Annotated in this window: 17 protein-coding genes and 1 pseudogene; 10 read left to right on the top strand and 8 right to left on the bottom strand. The window is 70.1% G+C overall.

Annotation, left to right across the window (positions count from 1 at the left end):
• Positions 1-144: 144 nt before the first annotated feature.
• From cysW to CK240_RS08190, 4 genes are read right to left on the bottom strand one after another with little or no spacing between them, the layout of a single operon-like run.
• Entirely contained in the window at positions 145-936 is a 792-nt protein-coding gene (gene cysW / locus CK240_RS08205) for a sulfate ABC transporter permease subunit CysW (RefSeq protein WP_095639861.1), read from the bottom strand.
• Positions 933-1784, bottom strand: a complete 852-nt coding sequence (gene cysT, locus CK240_RS08200) for a sulfate ABC transporter permease subunit CysT (protein WP_095639860.1) — start codon at positions 1782-1784, stop codon at positions 933-935. The genes cysW and cysT overlap by 4 nt, the downstream gene beginning before the upstream one ends.
• Positions 1781-2779 (bottom strand): thiosulfate ABC transporter substrate-binding protein CysP, encoded by a 999-nt coding sequence (cysP, locus tag CK240_RS08195; RefSeq protein ID WP_095639859.1) that lies wholly within the window; start codon positions 2777-2779, stop codon positions 1781-1783. The genes cysT and cysP overlap by 4 nt, the downstream gene beginning before the upstream one ends.
• 13 nt (positions 2780-2792) lie before the next feature.
• Positions 2793-3842 (bottom strand): sulfate/molybdate ABC transporter ATP-binding protein, encoded by a 1050-nt coding sequence (locus CK240_RS08190; RefSeq protein ID WP_095639858.1) that lies wholly within the window; start codon positions 3840-3842, stop codon positions 2793-2795.
• Positions 3843-4178: 336 nt separating this feature from the next.
• Between CK240_RS08190 and CK240_RS08185 the strand changes: the two genes are divergently transcribed.
• The 3 genes from CK240_RS08185 (at position 4179) to uvrC (ending at position 8046) form a co-directional block, all read left to right on the top strand.
• Positions 4179-4988 (top strand): S49 family peptidase, encoded by an 810-nt coding sequence (locus CK240_RS08185; protein ID WP_095639857.1) that lies wholly within the window; start codon positions 4179-4181, stop codon positions 4986-4988.
• Between the two features lie 105 nt (positions 4989-5093).
• Complete coding sequence (locus tag CK240_RS08180) at positions 5094-5873, top strand: SDR family oxidoreductase (protein WP_095639856.1); 780 nt, start codon at positions 5094-5096, stop codon at positions 5871-5873.
• Between the two features lie 298 nt (positions 5874-6171).
• On the top strand, positions 6172-8046 hold the full coding sequence (gene uvrC, locus CK240_RS08175; protein ID WP_095639855.1) for an excinuclease ABC subunit UvrC: 1875 nt from the start codon (positions 6172-6174) through the stop codon (positions 8044-8046).
• A gap of 3 nt (positions 8047-8049) precedes the next feature.
• Here the strand turns inward: uvrC and CK240_RS08170 are convergent, their stop codons facing one another.
• Positions 8050-8604 (bottom strand): ATP-binding protein, encoded by a 555-nt coding sequence (locus CK240_RS08170; protein WP_095639854.1) that lies wholly within the window; start codon positions 8602-8604, stop codon positions 8050-8052.
• Positions 8601-8942 (bottom strand): STAS domain-containing protein, encoded by a 342-nt coding sequence (locus CK240_RS08165; protein ID WP_095639853.1) that lies wholly within the window; start codon positions 8940-8942, stop codon positions 8601-8603. Before CK240_RS08165 ends, CK240_RS08170 begins: the two co-directional genes overlap by 4 nt.
• Before the next feature lie 82 nt (positions 8943-9024).
• Here CK240_RS08165 and CK240_RS08160 point away from each other — a divergent pair, with 82 nt between their 5' ends.
• The 4 genes and pseudogenes from CK240_RS08160 to CK240_RS18655 all read left to right on the top strand — a co-directional run bounded on the left by CK240_RS08160 (position 9025) and on the right by CK240_RS18655 (position 12132).
• Entirely contained in the window at positions 9025-10185 is a 1161-nt protein-coding gene (locus CK240_RS08160; RefSeq protein WP_095639852.1) for a thiolase family protein, read from the top strand.
• Between the two features lie 248 nt (positions 10186-10433).
• Positions 10434-11165: pseudogene (locus CK240_RS19575) on the top strand (pre-peptidase C-terminal domain-containing protein); the annotation flags it as partial.
• Positions 11166-11251: 86 nt separating this feature from the next.
• Complete coding sequence (locus tag CK240_RS19570; RefSeq protein ID WP_240517340.1) at positions 11252-11557, top strand: hypothetical protein; 306 nt, start codon at positions 11252-11254, stop codon at positions 11555-11557.
• Positions 11524-12132 (top strand): calcium-binding protein, encoded by a 609-nt coding sequence (locus tag CK240_RS18655; RefSeq protein ID WP_167649995.1) that lies wholly within the window; start codon positions 11524-11526, stop codon positions 12130-12132. Before CK240_RS19570 ends, CK240_RS18655 begins: the two co-directional genes overlap by 34 nt.
• A gap of 202 nt (positions 12133-12334) precedes the next feature.
• On the opposite strand, the gene CK240_RS08145 is transcribed toward CK240_RS18655, so the two are convergent.
• Positions 12335-13813, bottom strand: a complete 1479-nt coding sequence (locus tag CK240_RS08145; RefSeq protein WP_095639849.1) for an NAD-dependent succinate-semialdehyde dehydrogenase — start codon at positions 13811-13813, stop codon at positions 12335-12337.
• 187 nt (positions 13814-14000) lie between these two features.
• On the opposite strand from CK240_RS08145, the gene CK240_RS08140 reads away from it, so the two are divergent.
• Positions 14001-14765 carry a DUF1236 domain-containing protein gene (locus tag CK240_RS08140; protein WP_095639848.1) on the top strand — a complete coding sequence of 255 codons (765 nt, stop codon included), beginning with the start codon at positions 14001-14003 and terminating at the stop codon, positions 14763-14765.
• A 60-nt stretch (positions 14766-14825) separates the two neighbouring features.
• On the opposite strand, the gene CK240_RS08135 is transcribed toward CK240_RS08140, so the two are convergent.
• Positions 14826-15794, bottom strand: coding sequence for a P1 family peptidase (locus tag CK240_RS08135; RefSeq protein WP_095639847.1), 969 nt, complete (start codon positions 15792-15794; stop codon positions 14826-14828).
• Positions 15795-15949: 155 nt separating this feature from the next.
• Between CK240_RS08135 and msrA the strand changes: the two genes are divergently transcribed.
• Positions 15950-16618, top strand: coding sequence for a peptide-methionine (S)-S-oxide reductase MsrA (gene msrA, locus CK240_RS08130; RefSeq protein ID WP_240517339.1), 669 nt, complete (start codon positions 15950-15952; stop codon positions 16616-16618).
• Positions 16618-17496 (top strand): 50S ribosomal protein L11 methyltransferase, encoded by an 879-nt coding sequence (locus CK240_RS08125; protein ID WP_095639845.1) that lies wholly within the window; start codon positions 16618-16620, stop codon positions 17494-17496. Before msrA ends, CK240_RS08125 begins: the two co-directional genes overlap by 1 nt.
• Positions 17497-17510: the final 14 nt, after the last annotated feature.

Genomic DNA, 17510 nt, shown 5'->3' with positions numbered 1-17510 from the left:
TGCCGGCAGGAGGCCCGAGCCGGATCAGGGGCGGTTCATGGCCGCCCGATGCCCGGATGCAGGGCGCGTGGCCCAGCCGCCAGGGCAGCAGCAGGATGCTCGGCAGTGGTAAGCCTGTCGCCGGGCCGGCGATCTGCGGTCGTGTCAGTGCCGTCCGGCGCGTCGTTCCAGCACGGTCTTGGCGACCAGCACCACCAGCGCGATCAGCGTCAGCACGGTGGCGGCGGCGAAGGCGCCGACCACGTTCAGGTCGTTGAACAGCAGTTCGACCTGCAGGGGCAGGGTGTTGGTCTTGCCCCGGATGCTGCCCGACACGACGGCGACGCCGCCGAACTCGCCCACGGCGCGGGCCGTGGTCAGCACCGCCCCGTACAGCAGCGCCCAGCGGATGTTGGGCAGGGTCACGCGCCGGAACACCTGCCAGCCGCCCGCCCCCAGCGTGACGGCGGCCTGTTCCTGGTCCGACCCCTGCGCCTGCATCAGGGGCAGCACCTCGCGCACGACGAAGGGGGTCGTGACGAACATCGTCACCATCAGGATGCCCGGGAGGGCGAACAGGATCGTGATGTCGTTCTGCGCAAGCCAGCCGCCCAGATAGCCCTGCCGCCCGTACAACAGCAGGTAGCAGATCCCCGCGATGATGGGCGAGATCGAGAAGGGCAGTTCGATCATCGTGATGAGCAGGCCCCGTCCCCGGAAGGTGAACTTGGACAGCAGCCACGAGGCCGCGATGCCGAAGGCGACCGTCACCGGCACCACGATCACCGCGACCAGCGTGGTCAGCCAGATCGCGTGCAGCGTGCCGGGGTCGAGGATGTTGGAAACGTAAGCCCCCCATCCCGCCGACAGCGCCTGCACGAAGATATAGACCAGCGGCACGACGACCATGATCGCCGTCAGGACGACCGCCGCGCCGATCAGCAGAACCCGCGTCATGCCGTCACCGCCCCGTGGCGGGCCGCGCGCAGCTGCACCATGTTCGAGACGAACAGCAGCACCAGTGCCAGCACCATCAGCACCAGCGCGATGGCGGCGGCGCCCTCGTAGTCGTATTCCTCAAGCCGGATATAGGCGAGAAGCGAGGCGATCTCGGTCTTGAAGGGCAGGTTGCCCGCGATGAAGACCACCGCCCCGAACTCGCCCAGCGAGCGCGCGAAGGATGTCGTGACGCCCCCCAGCCAGGCCGGCATGATGGCCGGGAAGATCACCCGCCGGAAGGTGGTGAAGCCGCGCGACCCGAGGCTCGCGGCCGCCTGTTCCAGCGCGGGGTCCAGTTCCTCCAGCACCGGCTGGACGGCGCGGACGACGAAGGGGATCGAGGTGAAGGACATCGCCAGCACGATGCCGCCCAGCGTATAGACGACCTGCAGCCCCAGGGGCTCCAGCACCGACCCGAACCAGCCGTTCGCGGAATAAAGCGCCGTCAGCGACAGCCCCGCGACGGCGGTCGGCAGGGCGAAGGGAATGTCCATCAGCGCGTCCAGCAGCCGCCGCCCCGGAAAGCGGTAGCGCACCAGCACCCAGGCCATCAGCAGCCCGTAGGCGGCGTTGATGATCGTCGCCACCGCCGCCGCCGTGATCGTGATGCGCAGGGACGCAAGCGTCCTCGGCGCCGTGATGATCGCCCACAGCCGCGCCGGCCCGATCCCCGCCCCGGTCAGGACCAGGGCGATGATCGGGATCAGCACGATGATCGACAGATACAGGACCGTCGTGCCGAGCGTCAGGCGGAAGCCGGGAAGGACGGCCCTCGCCCGGACGGCCGGGGCGGAAGTCAGGCTCATTGGTTGGTGAACACCTGGTCGAGGATGCCGCCCGAGGCGAGATGCTCGGATTCGACCTTGTCCCAGCCGCCGAAGACGTCCTCGACGGTCAGCAGTTCGACCTGCGGGAACCTGTCGGCGAACTCGGCCGCGACCTCCTGGTTGGCCGCCCGGTTGCCGCCCTCGGCCACGATGCGCTGCGCCTCGGGGGAATACAGCCAGTTCAGGTATTCGGTCGCCAGTTCCGTGGTGCCGTTCCTTTCGGTGTTCTCCTCGACCACCGCGACGGGGAAGGCCGAGAACAGGCTGACCGGCGGCGTGATCGGCACCAGTCCGCGGTCGGCATATTGCGCGGCGATCTGGCGCGTCTCGGCCTCGAAGGTCACCAGCACGTCACCGATGCCCCGTTCGACGAAGGTCTGGGTCGCGGCGCGCCCCCCGGTGTCGAAGACCGGCACGTTGCCCATGATCTTGCGGACGAAATCCTGCGCCGCCGCCTGGTCGCCGTTGTTCTCGCGCAGCGCGAAGGCATAGGCCGCCAGATAGGTGTAGCGGCCGTTTCCGGACGTCTTGGGGTTGGGGAAGACCACCTGCACGTCCTCGCGCGCGAGGTCCGACCAGTTCCGGATGTTCTTGGGGTTGCCCTCGCGCACCAGGAAGGCCGGTGCCGAATACCAGGGCGAGGCGTTGTTCGGGAAGGCCTCGCGCCAGTTTTCCGCGACCATGCCGCCCTTGGCCAGCATGTTCACGTCGGTTTCCTGGTTGAAGGTCACGACATCCGCCGGCAGCCCTTCGAGAATGGACCGCGCCTGCTTGGACGAGCCCGCGTGCGACTGCTCGATGGTCACGTCATTGCCGGACTTGGCCTTCCAGGCTTCGGCAAAGACGGGGTTCAGCGCCTCGAACAGCTCGCGGCTGATGTCGTAGCTAACGTTCAGCAGCTTGTCCTGCGCCAGGGCGGGCGTTGCCGCCAGCACCAGCGCGGCCACCGCCGCCTTGATTGCGCTCAGTTTCATCGGAAGAACCCTTTCAGGCGGTTTCAGCAGGAAAGACAGAGGCATGTTCGGGGCGCAGGTTGACCCGCATGCCGGGGGCGATCTGGGCCGCGCGCGGGCTGCGCCGGCGCAGGTCGGCAGGGATCTCGGTGCCCGCCGCGTCCGACAGGACCAGCCGCAGATGCGCGCCGGTGTTGGACACCGAGGCCACCGTCCAGGGGCCGCCGGGGTCGGGAACGGGGGTCAGGTCCTCGGGGCGGACGAACAGCCGCGCGGGGCCGTCGGGCAGGCGGGCGGGCAGGTGGCCCGCGTCCAGCCCCGGCGCGGCCAGCCGCCCGCCCTGCACCGTCACCGGCAACTGGATCGACGCGCCCATGAAATCCGCGACAAAGGGCGTGGCGGGGGAATCGTGGATGGTCGCGGCATCGCCCGTCTGGACGATCCGGCCCTGGTCCATGACCACCACGCGGTCGGCCAGTTCGAAGGCCTCCTCTTGGTCATGGGTGACGAAGATCGTGGTGGTGCCGGTCGCGTCATGGACGCCGCGCAGCCATTGGCGCAGGTCGCGCCGGACGGCGGCATCCAGCGCCCCGAAGGGCTCGTCCAGCAGCAGAACCGTCGGCTCGATCGCCAGCGCCCGGCCTAGGGCGACACGCTGGCGCTGGCCGCCCGACAGCTGCGCCGGATGGCGGTCACCCAGCGCGCCGATCTGCAGGAAGCCCAGCAGCTCGTCCACGCGGCGCCGGATCTCGGCACGGCCGGGGCGCTGGCCCTTAGGCCGCACGGTCAGGCCGAAGGCGATGTTGTCGCGCACCGTCATGTGCGGGAACAGCGCGTAGTTCTGGAAGACGAAGCCGATGCGGCGGTCCTGCGGGTCGAGCTTCAGCCAGTCCGCCCCGTCCACTGTCAGCCGACCCGCGTCAGGCCAGTCGAGCCCCGCGATGATCTTCAGAAGCGTCGTCTTGCCCGATCCCGAGGGACCCAGCAGCGCCACAAGCTCGCCATCGGCCACCGTCAGGTCGATGCCGCGCAGCACGGCAGTCTTGCCGAAGCTCCGGGTCATCTGCGCGATCTCGATGGTCATGGCGGCCTTCCCTTCCGGTCAAGGGCATCTAACCCCCATGGTCTCGTGCAACAAGGGATTGGCCCGGAACGCAAAATCGCGGCCCGGGGACCGTTTTCCGCAGGCCGCCGGACCCTCGGCGCCCGCCGATCCGGCTTTAAACGCGACGTGGAACGAAATGTTTCCCCGACGCCCCGGGGCGGACCGTTTTCCTTTTCTGCGCTTCCGTGCGGCAGGTCCGGTGACAGATCGTCCGCGCCGCAACGGGCAGGCGGGCAAAACCCCTCGCGTCTGCATCGCGCGTGCATCCGCCGCACGCGGCTTGCCGGGTGGGGGCGCAGGGCTTATCTCGGACCCATGCGCATCCCCTTCCTGTCGCCCCGGCGCCCGACCGTTTCCGTCATCCGACTGCAGGGCGCCATCGGCGTGGCGGCGCGGACGGGCGGCGGCGCGGGGCTGTCCGACGCGGGGCTCGCGGCCCTGCTGGGGCGCGCCTTCACCCGGGGCAAGCCCGTGGCCGTCGCCATCGCGCTGAACTCGCCTGGCGGATCGCCCGTGCAATCCTCGCTGATCGCCGCGCGCATCCGCCGGCTTGCCGACCGCCACCACGTCCCCGTCCATGTCTTTGTCGAGGATGTCGCGGCCTCGGGCGGCTATTGGCTCGCCACCGCCGCCGACACGATCTGGGCGGATGAATCCTCGGTCCTGGGCTCGATCGGCGTGATCTCGGCGGGCTTCGGCTTTTCGGACCTGATCGCCCGCCACGGGATCGAGCGGCGCGTCCATACCGCCGGCACCGCCAAGTCCTGGCTGGACCCGTTCCGCCCGGAAAAGCCCGAGGACGTGGCCCGCCTGCACCGCCTGCTCGAGCCGATCCACGAGGCCTTTAAGGCGCAGGTCCGCGCGCGCCGCGGTGACAGGCTGGACCCTGCGCGCGACTATTTCACTGGCGATGTCTGGGTCGGGCGCGAGGCGGTGGACCTTGGCCTCGCCGACGGCATCGGCCATCTGGAGCCCGTGATGCGCGACCTGTTCGGCGACAAGGTCCGCTTCCAGACCTATGGCCAGCGGGTGCCCTTCCTGCGGCGCTTCGGCATCTCGGCCGACGACTTCATCGACGCGGCCGCCGAGCGCGCCGCCTTCGCGCGGCTGACGCCGGGAGGCTGACCATGCTGAAGACCGTGATCCTGTTCCTGCTGATCATGGTGGCCATGGCGCTGGCCTTCGGCCCCGGCTTCCGTCGCCTGATCGCGCGGCTTCTGGGGCTGCGCCTTGGCCGCTGAGGGCGTGGCGCTTGTCACGGGGGCCGCGAAGCGGCTGGGCCGGGCGATGGCGCTGGCGCTGGCCGAGCGGGGCCATGACATCGCCATTCATTACAACGGATCCGCCGCCGAGGCCGAGGCCACCGCGGCCGAGGCCCGCGCCCTCGGCGTCCGGGCGCAGGCCTTCCGCGCCGATCTGCTGGACGAGGACCAGACGCAGGGGCTGATCCCCTCGGTCGTGCAGGCGTTGGGGCCGCTGACGGTGCTGGTCAACAACGCCTCGATCTTCGAACACGACACGCTGGAAACGGCCACGCGCGACAGTTGGGACCGGCACATCGGGTCCAACCTGCGCGCGCCGTTCGTCCTGACGCAGGCCTTCGCGGCGCAACTGCCGCCACCCCCCGCGCGGGACGGCGAGCCGGTGGCGCATGGGCTGGTCGTCAACATGATCGACCAGCGGGTGCTGAAGCCGACGCCCGCCTTCATGACCTATTCGCTGGCCAAGGCGGGGCTGTGGTGGCTGACGCGCACCTCGGCCCAGGCGCTGGCGCCCCATGTGCGCGTCAACGCCATCGGGCCGGGACCCACGATGCAGGGCGCCCGGCAGAGCGACGTGCATTTCGCCCGCCAGCGTGCCGCCACCATCCTGCAGCGGGGGGCGGACGCGGGGGACATCGCGCGCGCCCTTCTCTATCTGCTCGATGCGAAGGCCGTGACGGGGCAGCTGATCTGCGTGGACGGCGGCCAGCACCTGGGCTGGCAGACGCCGGACATCCTGGGCTCCTGAGCCCTGCGGGGGTGACGCTGCGGCGGTTTGTCCACGCGTCCGGTGGGTGTCACGCCACATTCATGAATCCTCACGCTGAATCATGGGCTTGGGCGAGTTCAAGAAAAAACTCAGTAAAAACAGTGGCCTGAATATCTGCCTAATTTTTATGCAAAAGTGGAAATCCCTTGGAATTCCTGTCCGGGCGCATCATCGTCCGCAGCCGATCCACAAAGTTGTCCACAGATTCCGTGGACACAAATCCGGTTGCGCCCGACCCGCACTTGCGGGCTGAGACAGGAATCACTTTCTAGGCCCCATGGACGACACAGCACCCCCGACCGAAGCCCCTCTGACCGGCCACCGGCTGATCGCCGATTACTGCCGCAGGCTCGATTCCAGCCCCGGCGTCTACCGGATGCTCGATGCGCAAGGGGCGGTGCTTTACGTCGGCAAGGCGCGGAACCTGAAGGCGCGGGTGTCGAACTATGCCCGGCCTTCGGGCCATTCGGGGCGCATCGCGCGGATGATCCGCGAGACGGCCAGCATGATGTTCCTGACCACGCGCACGGAAACCGAGGCGCTGCTGCTGGAACAGAACCTCATCAAGCAGCTCAAGCCGCGCTACAACGTGCTGCTGCGGGACGACAAGTCCTTCCCCAACATCCTGGTGTCCAAGGCGCATCCCTTTCCGCAGATCAAGAAGCACCGCGGGGCTAAGTCGGAAAAGGGCGACTATTACGGCCCCTTCGCCAGCGCCGGGGCGGTGAACCGGACGCTGAACCAGTTGCAGCGGGTGTTCCTGCTGCGGTCCTGCACGGACGCGACCTTTTCGTCCCGCACGCGGCCCTGCCTGTTGCACCAGATCAAGCGCTGCAGCGCGCCCTGCGTCGGCCGCATCGATCAGGACGCCTATGCCGAGCTGGTCGCGGATGCGGAACGCTTCCTGCAGGGGCGGTCCACGGCGGTCCAGGCACGGCTGGGGGCCGAGATGGCCGAGGCGGCGCAGGCGATGGAATACGAGCGCGCCGCCGCCCTGCGCGACCGGATCAAGGCGCTGACCGCCGTCCAGTCGGTGCAGGCGATCAACCCCAAGGGCGTGGCCGAGGCCGATGTCGTGGCGCTGCACATGGAGGCGGGGCAGGCCTGCGTTCAGGTCTTCTTCATCCGCGGCAACCAGAGCTGGGGCAACCGCGATTTCTATCCCCGCACCGGCGGCTCGGAGTCCGCCGAGGAGATCATGCAGGCCTTCCTGGCGCAGTTCTACGACGACAAGGTGCCGCCGCGGCTGATCCTGCTGAGCCACGGGACCGAGGACGCCGACCTGATGGCACGGCTGCTGTCGGACCGGGCGGGGCGCCGCGTGGCCGTGGGCGTGCCGCAGCGGGGGGAGAAGGCGGCGCTTGTGGCGAACGCCCTGCGGAACGCGCGCGAAAGCCTCGCGCGCCGTCTGGCGGAAAGCGCCACGCAAAGGCGGCTGCTGGAAGGGCTGGCCGAGGCCTTCGACCTGCCCGTGGTCCCGCGCCGGATCGAGGTTTACGACAACAGCCATATCCAGGGCGCGGCCCCCGTCGGCGGCATGATCGTCGCAGGGCCCGAGGGCTGGATGAAAAGCCAGTATCGCAAGTTCAACATCAAGGGCACCGAGATCACGCCCGGCGACGACTTCGGCATGATGCGCGAGGTTCTGACGCGGCGCTTTTCCCACCTGCTGAAGGAGGACCCGGACCGCCAGTCCGATGCCTGGCCGGACCTGCTGCTGATCGACGGCGGCGCGGGGCAGGTGTCCGCCGTCGCCGGGATCATGGCCGAGATGGGGGTCGAGGACATTCCCCTGATCGGGGTGGCCAAGGGCGAGGACCGCGACCACGGCAAGGAAGAGTTCCACCGTCCCGGCCAGCGCCCCCGGGCCCTGCCCATGAACGATCCCGTCCTGTATTTCATCCAGCGCCTGCGGGACGAGGCGCACCGCTGGGCCATCGGCACCCACCGCGCGCGGCGCACGAAGCAGGCCATGGCGAACCCGCTGGACGAGATCGCTGGCGTGGGCGCAACCCGCAAGCGGGCGCTGCTGGCGCATTTCGGCAGCGCCAAGGCGGTGGCGCGCGCGGGGCTCGAGGACCTGCAGGCCGCGCCGGGCATCTCGGCGGCGATGGCGCGGACGATCCACGACCATTTCCACCCCGAGGGGTAGGCGTCAGGCCGCGCCGACCGCCGCGCTGTCCGCGCCCCCGTCCGGCACCGGCATGTCGCCGCCATCGCTGCGGGGGATGTTGAAGCACAGCACGTTGCGGTTCATCTCGCGGTAATGGAACAGCGAGCGGGTGAGGTCGCGGATGATGACCCAGCCGAAGCCGCCCGCCCGCAGCGCCGACAGTTCGGGCGAGGGAAGATGGTCGGGCTCTGCCAGGCAGTCGGTCGGCAGGGGCGGCCCGTCATCGGTCACCGCGCAGGCCAGACCCCCCGCGTGCCGGGTCACCGTCAGGTGTATCGTGACGGTCCGGCGGGGCGGCCCGCCCGGCAGGGGCTCCTTCCCCGTGCCGGTGCCATGCTGGGCGATGTTGTTGAGCACTTCGGCCAGCACCAGCTCCGTCCGGGCCAGGGCGTCGTCGGGGACGGTGCCCTCGAAGCGCGCGCGGACGTCCATCAGCGCCTGTTGGACTGCGGTCGTGTCGGCATCCAGGATGCGGTGGAACATCGGCTCTCCGCGCGGGGGATGGGAACGGTTCGGCGGCAGGCTGACGCGGATCATGCCTCCGCCTCCGTTGCGGCGGGCGCGTCGCCGGCGCCATGGATGGTGAAGATCATGTCCATCCGCGTCAGCCGGAACACCCGGTCCACGTTGGGCGTCAGCCCCGTCAGCTCGATCCGCCGGCCGGGCGGCAGGGCGCGCCGGATGGCCAGGATCGCGCCCAGGCCCGAGCTGTCCATGAAGTTCACCTCGGACAGGTCCAGCAGGATCAGCGGCCCGTGCCGGCTCACCACCTCGCGCAGCCGGTCCTTGAAGCGGATCGCCAGCGCCGCGTCCAGCCGCGGCTCGGCCACATGGGCGCGAACGCCGCCGTCAATCTCGTCGATCGTGATGTTCATGGCTGGCCCCTTGCAGCGACTCCGTCCTTGCCGGCATGGTTAGCGCAGAATCCTTGCCAAACCGTAAGCACGCGAGATCCCCATGAACGCCGTCTATGTCCATGCCGCCGTCCGCACCCCCATGGGCGGGATGCAGGGCGCCCTGTCGCCCCTGACCGCCCCCGAGCTGGGCGCCGCCGCCATCGCCGAGGCGCTGTCCCGCGCGGGCGTGGACGGCGCGCAGGTGGACGAGGTGCTGATGGGCTGCGTCCTGCCCGCGGGGCAGGGCCAGGCGCCCGCGCGCCAGGCGGCGCTGGGCGCGGGCCTGCCGCAGTCGGTGCCCGCCGTCACGCTGAACAAGATGTGCGGCTCGGGGATGCAGGCGCTGATGTCGGCCTCGGACGCGATCCGCGCCGGGTCCGCCCGCACGGTCGTCGCGGGCGGGATGGAAAGCATGACCAACGCCCCCTACCTGCTGCCCAAGATGCGCGGCGGCGCCCGGCTGGGGCACGGGCAGGTGATCGATTCCATGTTCCTCGACGGGCTCGAGGACGCCTATGACAAGGGCCGCCTGATGGGCACCTTCGCCGAGGACTGCGCCGAGGAGTTCCAGTTCACCCGGCAGGCGCAGGACGACTATGCGCTGCGCTCGCTGACCCGGGCGCAGTCGGCCATCACGGAAGGGCGCTTCGCCGACGAGGTCGTGGCGGTCAGGGTCGCGACCCGCGCCGGCGAGACGGTGGTGGACACCGACGAGCAGCCCGGCAACGCGCGGCCCGACAAGATCCCGACGCTGAAGCCCGCCTTCCGCAAGGACGGGACGGTGACGGCGGCGAACTCGTCCTCGATCTCGGACGGTGCGGCGGCGCTGGTGCTGTCGGACAACCCCGAGGGCGCCATCGCGCGCATCCTGGGCCACGCGGGTCACGCGCAGGCGCCGGCCGAGTTCCCGACCGCGCCGGTTCCGGCGGCGGAAAAGCTGCTGGCGAAGCTCGGCTGGTCCAAGGACGACGTGGACCTTTGGGAGGTGAACGAGGCCTTTGCCGTCGTTCCCATGGCCTTCATGCAGAAGATGGGCCTGTCGCCCGACAAGGTGAACGTCAACGGTGGCGCCTGCGCGCTGGGCCATCCCATCGGCGCGTCGGGCGCGCGCATCGTCGTGACGCTGATCAACGCGCTGCGCCAGCAGGGCAAGAAGCGGGGCGTCGCCGCGATCTGCATCGGCGGGGGCGAGGGCACGGCGCTGGCGGTCGAGCTGATGTGACCTGTCCGAAAGGACAGGTGGGGCGCGGGTGCCGCAGATTGCCTGATTTGTCTGGTCCGGCTATGTGAGACGGGGCTGCCGCAGGTTCATTGGCGCGGTCCGCCCCCGCCTCGTTTCACCGGAGCCCTAGATTGACTGCTGCATCGTTCCGGGGCCATGCGCCCGCCCCCCTCGCCCTCGATCATGCGCCACTTCAGGCCACCATTCGCGAAGGCGCGGATGCGCCCTCGGGCAGCGGCACCCCCTATGTGCTGCGCGAGGGCGATGTCTTCCAGGGCAGCGTCGGGACCTACTACGACAGCGACTGGATCGCGGTGCGGCTGACGGCCGGGCAGACCTACACCTTCGAGATGGACGGGATCACGCTGGGGGACACGGTCCTGACCCTGGTCGACCGCTACGGCTCTTCCGTGCGCTACAGCGACGACGCGGGCGCGCTCGACCATTCCGAGTTCACTTTCACCCCTGCGGCGGGCGGCACCTATTATCTGGTTGCGGATGGCTTTTCCATGCGCACGGGCAGCTATCAGATCAGCTATTCGTCCGACCGTCCGGGCCCCGGCACCGGTCCGGACAGCCTCACGATGACCGAGATCGCGCGCTACCTGACGAACGGCTTCTGGGAAGACTACCTCCGCACCACCCGCCACAGCTTTGCGGCAACCGCGGGGGACACGCTGACCTGCGACATCTCGGACCTCAGCGCGGCCGAGCAGCGGGTCGCGCGCATGGCCCTGAGCGCCTGGACCGAGGTGACGGGCATCCGCTTCGACACGACCTCGGGCGCGGGCGCCGCGGCCAACATCCATTTCGTGAATGACGTGGACGACGACGCATCCGCGCGGGTCACGGACTACCGGGGCTCGACGGTCAGGTCGGTCCACATCAACATCGACTCGGACTGGGCCGAGGGGCCGAACCAGGGTTTCGACAGCTATTTCTACCAGACCTACCTGCACGAGATCGGCCATGCGCTGGGCCTAGGCCATGCGGGGCCCTACAACGGCAGCGGCACCTATGGCGTCGACAACGGCTATGCCAACGACAGCTGGCAGGCGACCGTCATGTGGTCGGCAACTGGATCTCGGGCCGGAACGGCGCGGACACGATCCAGGGCTTCGGCGGCAACGACACGCTGGAAGGCGGCGCGGGCGCGGACCAGCTGGTCGGCGGAATGGGCGACGACCTTTACGTCGTCGATGCGCTGGACAGGCTGGTCGAACTGGCGGGCGGCGGCATCGACCGCATCCGCGCGACCATCGACTTCAAGCTGGCCGATCATTTCGAGGCGCTGCTGCTGATCCAGTCCTTCGCCAAATGGGGCACCGGCAACGACGTGTGGCCAACACCATCGTGGGCAACAGCCAGGTGAACTACCTGTCGGGCGGCGAGGGCCAGGACACGCTGTTCGGGATGGCGGGCGACGACACGCTGGCCGGCAACATGGGCGCCGACCGGCTGGTCGGGGGCGCGGGCGACGACACCTACATGCGCGACGCCCTCGACACCATCGTCGAGGCTGCCTCGGGCGGCTTCGACACGGTGATGACGGGCGACGACATCATCCTGGGCGACCATATCGAGAAGGTCGTGGTCCGGGGCGGCCGCGCGGTGCAGGTGACGGGCAATGCCGGCGACAACATCCTGATCGGCAACGGCGCCCGCAACGTTCTGGCCGGCGGGGGCGGCCAGGACGAGATGACCGGCGGCGGCGGCGCGGACAGCTTCGTCTTCGCGGCGGGGCAGGGCGGCCGCATCCTCGACTTCCAGGACGACATCGACGTGCTTCGCATCGAGGGGGGCGCGGCGCGCGGACTGACGGCCGCCACGCTGATCGCAGGAGCCACCGAGCGCGATGGCGGCGTTGACCTGCATCTTGCGGGCGGGCTGCTGCGGATCGAGGGCATCACGGTCGACGGGCTGCAGGACGACCTGCTGGTCGCCTGACGCCGGCGGACCCTGCGGGGCCGGGGCCGCCCGGTCCCGTTCCAAGGCAACATCCTTTCGGCAGATGCGAAACCGCCCGGGGCTTTTCCGGGCGGTTCTGCATTCTTCATAGCCTTCAGGCGCCCGGTTGCGGGCCGGGCCTTTCGGCAGGCAAGGCGGCGGAAAGGGGGCAGGTCCCCTGCCGCGCCGTTGCTGCTGCCCGTCAGATCGACAGGCAGACGTATTTCATTTCCAGATAGTCCTCGATCCCGTGGCGCGAGCCTTCGCGGCCCAGCCCCGACTGCTTGACGCCGCCGAAGGGGGCGACCTCGGTCGAGATGATGCCCGTGTTCACGCCGACGATGCCGTATTCCAGCGATTCCTGCACGCGGGTGATGCGGCCGATGTCGCGGGCGTAGAAATAGGCCGCCAGCCCGAAGATCGTGTCGTTGGCCTTGGCGACCACCTCCTCCTCGGTTTCGAAGCGGAACAGGGGCGCGAGGGGGCCGAAGGTTTCCTCGGTGGACACCTTGGCGTCGGCGGGCACGTTCGTGACCACGGTCGGCTGGAAGAAGGACCCGCCGAGGTCATGGCGCTTGCCGCCCGTGACGATCTGCGCGCCGCGCCCCAGGGCGTCGGCAATATGCTCCTCGACCTTCTCGACCGCATCGGCGTTGATCAGCGGACCGGTGGTGGTGCCGTCCTTCAGCCCGTCGCCCACGGTCAGCTTGTCCACGGCGCGGGCGAGACGCTTGGCGAACTCGTCATAAACCCCCGCCTGGACGTAGATGCGGTTGGCGCAGACGCAGGTCTGGCCGTTGTTGCGGAACTTGGAGGCCATGGCGCCTTCCACCGCCGCATCCAGGTCCGCGTCGTCGAAGACGATGAACGGCGCGTTGCCGCCCAGTTCCATCGAGCATTTCAGCACCTGGTCGGCGGCCTGCCGCAGCAGGATGCGGCCCACCTCGGTCGAGCCGGTGAAGGTCAGCTTGCGGATCAGGGGGTTCTCGCAGAACTCCTTGCCGATGTCGGAGGACCGCGACGAGGTCACGACCGACAGGATGCCCTTGGGCAGCCCCGCGCGTTCCCCCAGCACGGCCAGCGCCAGCGCCGACAGGGGCGTTTCCGCGGCCGGACGGGCGACGAAGCCGCAGCCCACCGCCAGCGCCGGGCCGCATTTGCGGGTGATCATGGCATTGGGGAAGTTCCAGGGCGTGATCGAGGCCACGACCCCGATCGGCTGGCGCAGCACGGTGATGCGCTTGTCGGCCATGTGGCCGGGGATCGTCTCGCCATAGACGCGCTTGGCTTCCTCGCCGAACCATTCGATGAAGCTGGCGCCATAGGCGATCTCGCCCTTGCCCTCGGGCAGGGGCTTGCCCTGCTCGGCGGTCAGGATGGTGCCCAGGTCGTCCTGGTTTTCCATCATCAGCTCGAACCAGCGGCGCATGACCTTGGCGCGGTCCTTGGCGGTGCGCGCGGCCCAGTCCTTCATGGCGGCCTGCGCGGCCTCGATGGCGCGCTTGACCTCGGTGCGGCTCAGGTCCGCCACGCGGGCGATCACGTCGCCCCGGGCGGGGTTCCTGACCTCGAAGGTCGCGCCGTCGTCGGCATCCACCCACTCGCCCGCGACAAAGGCGCGGGTTTCCAGCAGCGAGGGGTCCTTGAGCAGCATCTTCAGGTCGGTGGCATGGGCGGTCATGGCGTCCTCCGGACGGTCGCGCGTCTGTTGCGAGTCGCGCAAAGGTCAGCACCAGCGGGGGCGGATGTCCAGCGCCTGTCTGAACGCGATCGTGAGCGCCTGTCATCGGGCGCGGATGAACCCGGGCGCGCCGCCCGGCATTGTGCCCCACGACGGGCCCCGGCCCGAACCATGACGGAGAATGTCCATGCGCAAGCTGCTTGCGACCACCACCCTCGCCGCCCTGACGCTGGCGGGCGCCGCCTCGGCCCAGACCGCGGCCCCCACCGCCGCCCCCAATGCCGCCGCCCCCACCGCCACGGCGACCGCCGCCGATCCCGCCGCCCGGGCGGTCACCGCAACCGGGGCGCCGACAACAGCGACGGCCGCGACCGACCTGAACCTGCGCTCGGCCCCGCAATCGACGGCCTCGGTCCTGGGCGTGATCGCCAATGGCGACGAGGTCTCGGTCACGGGCTGCCTCGAAGCCGCCAACTGGTGCCAGGTCACCTACAAGGACCAGCAGGGCTGGGCTTATGGCGACTACCTGACCGCCAGGGTGGGCGAGCAGCCGCAGCCGCTTTATCCCAACCGCCAGACCATCGGCGTCACCGTGATCGAGGCGCCTGCGACCAATCCCGCCGAGGCCCCGAACACCGCCGTCGGCGCGGCGGGCGGCGCGGCCATGGGCGCGGTCGTGGGCGGCCCGGTGGGCGCGCTGGTCGGCGCGGCGATCGGGGGCGCCACGGGCAATGCCGCGACGCCCGAGCCGCCGCCCGAGGTGCGCACCTACATCACCGCCAACCCGCAGCAGCCGGTGGTCCTGGACGGCGAGGTCGTGGTGGGCGCGGGCATCCCGGACTCGGTCACGCTGTACGAGATCCCCGGCCAGCCGGACTATCGCTATGTGGTCGTGAACGACCAGCCGGTGCTGGTGAACCAGGACCGCCGCATCGTCTACGTCTACCGCTGATCGCCTGAAGCCTCCCTGTTGAGGGCGAAATAGGGGCGGGGCCAGCGGCCTCGCCCCTTCTCACCTTTGGTCGCGCCAGCAGGGCTGGAGGTCGCCGGGCGCAGGCGTCGCCTCGAAGACGGCCCGCGCCACGGCCCGCGCCAGCACGCAGGCCGCCGCATGGCCCAGCCGGAACGGGTCGGCCGGGCGCCGGCCCGTGGACAGCGCAAACACCAGGTCCCCGTCGAAGGGCGTGTGCGAGGGCAGGATGGCGCGCGCCAGCCCGTCATGCGCCCCGACCGCCATCCGCGTCAGCCCCGCCTTGTCCAGTCCCGCGTCGGTGGCGACGATGGCGATGGTGGTGGCCTCGCCCTGGCGCTTCTGCGGCACCGGCTCATCGCCCGGATCGAACGGCCCGCCAAGCCCCAGGCCGCCGAACTCGGCCCCCATCTCCCAGGGGGCGGCCCAGAACTGCCCCGAGGGCGCGGTGACCGACCCCAGCGCATTGACCGCCACCAGCGCGCCGACGGTCGCCCCGTCCTCCATCACCGCCGAGGCCGAGCCGAGCCCGCCCTTCCACCGCGCCGTCATGGCCCCGGTTCCCGCCCCGGCCGTGCCGAGGTCAAAGCGGGTGCCCGCGCTTTCCAGGGCCCGCCGCCCCAGCGCCGGATAGGGACTGTCCTCCCATCCCTTGTCGCCGCCGTTCAGCAGATCGAACAGGATCGCCGCCGGCACGATCGGCACTCGCGCCGCGCCCACGGCAAAGCCCCGGCCCGCCGCGCGCAGGCCCGCCATCACGCCCTCGGCGGCCCCCAGCCCGAAGGCCGAGCCGCCCGACAGCACCAGCGCATCCACCGCCTGCACCAGCCGGTCGGGCGCCAGAAGGTCCGTCTCGCGCGTGCCGGGCGCCCCGCCCATCACGTGCACCCCGCAGGCAAAGGGCGCTTCGGCCGTCAGCACCGTCACGCCCGACTTCAGTCGCGCATCCCCGGCATTGCCGACCCGCAGCCCCTCGACGTCGGTGATCAGGTTCAACGGTCCGGGACGCATGGTCGTTCTCCTTGATGCAAATATCCCGGGGTCCGGGGCAGCGCCCCGGTCCGGCCTCTCCACCCGGAACCTCGCGCCGAACCGCCCGCCCGCGCAAGCCGTTGTGCAGGACCGCCCCGCACCCTAGATCATCCCCAAAGCGACAGGAGCACGCCATGCCCACCCCGACCCACGCCATCTTCAACCGCCCGCTCGACACCCCCACGCCCCCGGGCTTCGAGGAGATCGTCCTGGGCATGGGCTGCTACTGGGGCGTCGAGCGGCTGTTCTGGCAGCAGCCCGGCGTCTTCCTGACCGAGGTGGGCTTTGCCGGCGGCACGGTCCCGAACCCGACCTACAAGCAGGTCTGCGGCGGCCGCACCGGCCATGCCGAGGTCGTGCGCGTGGTCTATGACCCCAGCCGCATCAGCACCGAACAGATCCTCAAGCTCTTCTGGGAAAATCATGACCCCACCCAGGGCAACCGGCAGGGCAACGACGTCGGCGACCAGTATCGCTCGGCCATCTTCACCACCACCGACAGCCAGCTTGCCGCCGCCGAGATGACGCGGGTGGATTACGGCAACCGCCTCGCGGTCGAGGGCTATGGCCGCATCACCACCCAGATCGCGCCGCTCGACCATTTCTGGCGGGCCCCCGAGGACCTGCACCAGCAATACCTCCACAAGGTGCCGGACGGCTATTGCGCCCTGCGCGGCACGGGGGTGCAGGCGTCGCAGGCCAGCGCGCTGCACGAGGCGGCCACGGGCGAGATCGACGGCAACCCCGAGCCCTCGCCCTCGTCCACGGGCGGCAGCTCGGTGGCAGCCGGCGGTGCGGCCTGATGGCGACCTGGACCGCGCTGACGCACCTTCAGGGCCGCGAGGCCGCCGAGGCCCTGGCCGAGGACTGCGAGGACCTGACCCCCGAGCCCGTCGGCAGCGGCGTCTTCGAGATCGAGGACGGCTCGGACCGCTGGGAGGTCGGCGTTTATTTCACCGAAGGCCCCGACGAGATCGCGCTGGCGCTTCTGGCGGCGGCCCATGGCGCGCAGCCCTTCGCCATCTCGGAACTGCCCGAGGTGGACTGGGTGGCCCATGTCCGGCGCGAGTTGTCCCCGGTCGAGGCCGGACGCTTCTTCGTCCACGGCGCCCATGATGCCGACAAGGTGCCGGACGGGGCCGAGGCGCTCTGCATCGAGGCCGCCATGGCCTTCGGCACCGGCCACCACAACACGACGCGCGGCTGCCTGCTGGCGCTGAACCGCATGATTTCGGACGGCGAGACGCCGCATCGCGTGGCCGACATCGGCTGCGGCACCGCCGTCCTGGCGATGGCGGCGGCCAAGGTGCTGCCGGGGGTGGTCCTTGCTTCGGACATCGACCCGGTGGCGGTCGAGACGGCGCAGGCCAACGTGATCGCCAACGGCCTTGCTGGCCGGGTGGAATGCGTGATGGCCGAGGGATTCGGCCATCCCCTGCTGCATGACGCGGGGCCCTATGACCTCGTCTTCGCCAATATCCTCAAGCAGCCGCTGATCGAGCTTGCGCCCGACATGGCGCGCCACCTCGCGCCGGGCGGCAAGGCGATCCTGTCGGGCATCCTGGTTGAACAGGCCGACGCCGTGGCCGAGGCCTATGCCGAAGCGGGCGTGCCGGTGCAGCGCCGCGACGACCTGGGGGAATGGACCACGCTGGTTGTCGAAAAGCCCGCCGAGGGCTGAGCCGGGCGCTTGCC

Source organism: Paracoccus salipaludis, assembly GCF_002287065.1.
Taxonomy (GTDB): domain Bacteria; phylum Pseudomonadota; class Alphaproteobacteria; order Rhodobacterales; family Rhodobacteraceae; genus Paracoccus; species Paracoccus salipaludis.
Note: the sequence above shows the minus strand (reverse complement) of the source record. Positions and strands in the feature narration are given on the sequence as shown.

Excerpts from the sequence above, each read along its gene's own strand:
- cysW (WP_095639861.1), bottom strand. The coding sequence starts at position 936 with ATGACGCGGGTTCTGCTGATCGGCGCGGCGGTCGTCCTGACGGCGATC.
- cysT (WP_095639860.1), bottom strand. The coding sequence starts at position 1,784 with ATGAGCCTGACTTCCGCCCCGGCCGTCCGGGCGAGGGCCGTCCTTCCC.
- cysP (WP_095639859.1), bottom strand. The coding sequence starts at position 2,779 with ATGAAACTGAGCGCAATCAAGGCGGCGGTGGCCGCGCTGGTGCTGGCG.
- CK240_RS08190 (WP_095639858.1), bottom strand. The coding sequence starts at position 3,842 with ATGACCATCGAGATCGCGCAGATGACCCGGAGCTTCGGCAAGACTGCC.
- CK240_RS08185 (WP_095639857.1), top strand. The coding sequence starts at position 4,179 with ATGCGCATCCCCTTCCTGTCGCCCCGGCGCCCGACCGTTTCCGTCATC.
- uvrC (WP_095639855.1), top strand. The coding sequence starts at position 6,172 with ATGGACGACACAGCACCCCCGACCGAAGCCCCTCTGACCGGCCACCGG.
- CK240_RS08170 (WP_095639854.1), bottom strand. The coding sequence starts at position 8,604 with ATGATCCGCGTCAGCCTGCCGCCGAACCGTTCCCATCCCCCGCGCGGA.
- CK240_RS08165 (WP_095639853.1), bottom strand. The coding sequence starts at position 8,942 with ATGAACATCACGATCGACGAGATTGACGGCGGCGTTCGCGCCCATGTG.
- CK240_RS08160 (WP_095639852.1), top strand. The coding sequence starts at position 9,025 with ATGAACGCCGTCTATGTCCATGCCGCCGTCCGCACCCCCATGGGCGGG.
- CK240_RS08145 (WP_095639849.1), bottom strand. The coding sequence starts at position 13,813 with ATGACCGCCCATGCCACCGACCTGAAGATGCTGCTCAAGGACCCCTCG.
- CK240_RS08140 (WP_095639848.1), top strand. The coding sequence starts at position 14,001 with ATGCGCAAGCTGCTTGCGACCACCACCCTCGCCGCCCTGACGCTGGCG.
- CK240_RS08135 (WP_095639847.1), bottom strand. The coding sequence starts at position 15,794 with ATGCGTCCCGGACCGTTGAACCTGATCACCGACGTCGAGGGGCTGCGG.
- msrA (WP_240517339.1), top strand. The coding sequence starts at position 15,950 with ATGCCCACCCCGACCCACGCCATCTTCAACCGCCCGCTCGACACCCCC.
- CK240_RS08125 (WP_095639845.1), top strand. The coding sequence starts at position 16,618 with ATGGCGACCTGGACCGCGCTGACGCACCTTCAGGGCCGCGAGGCCGCC.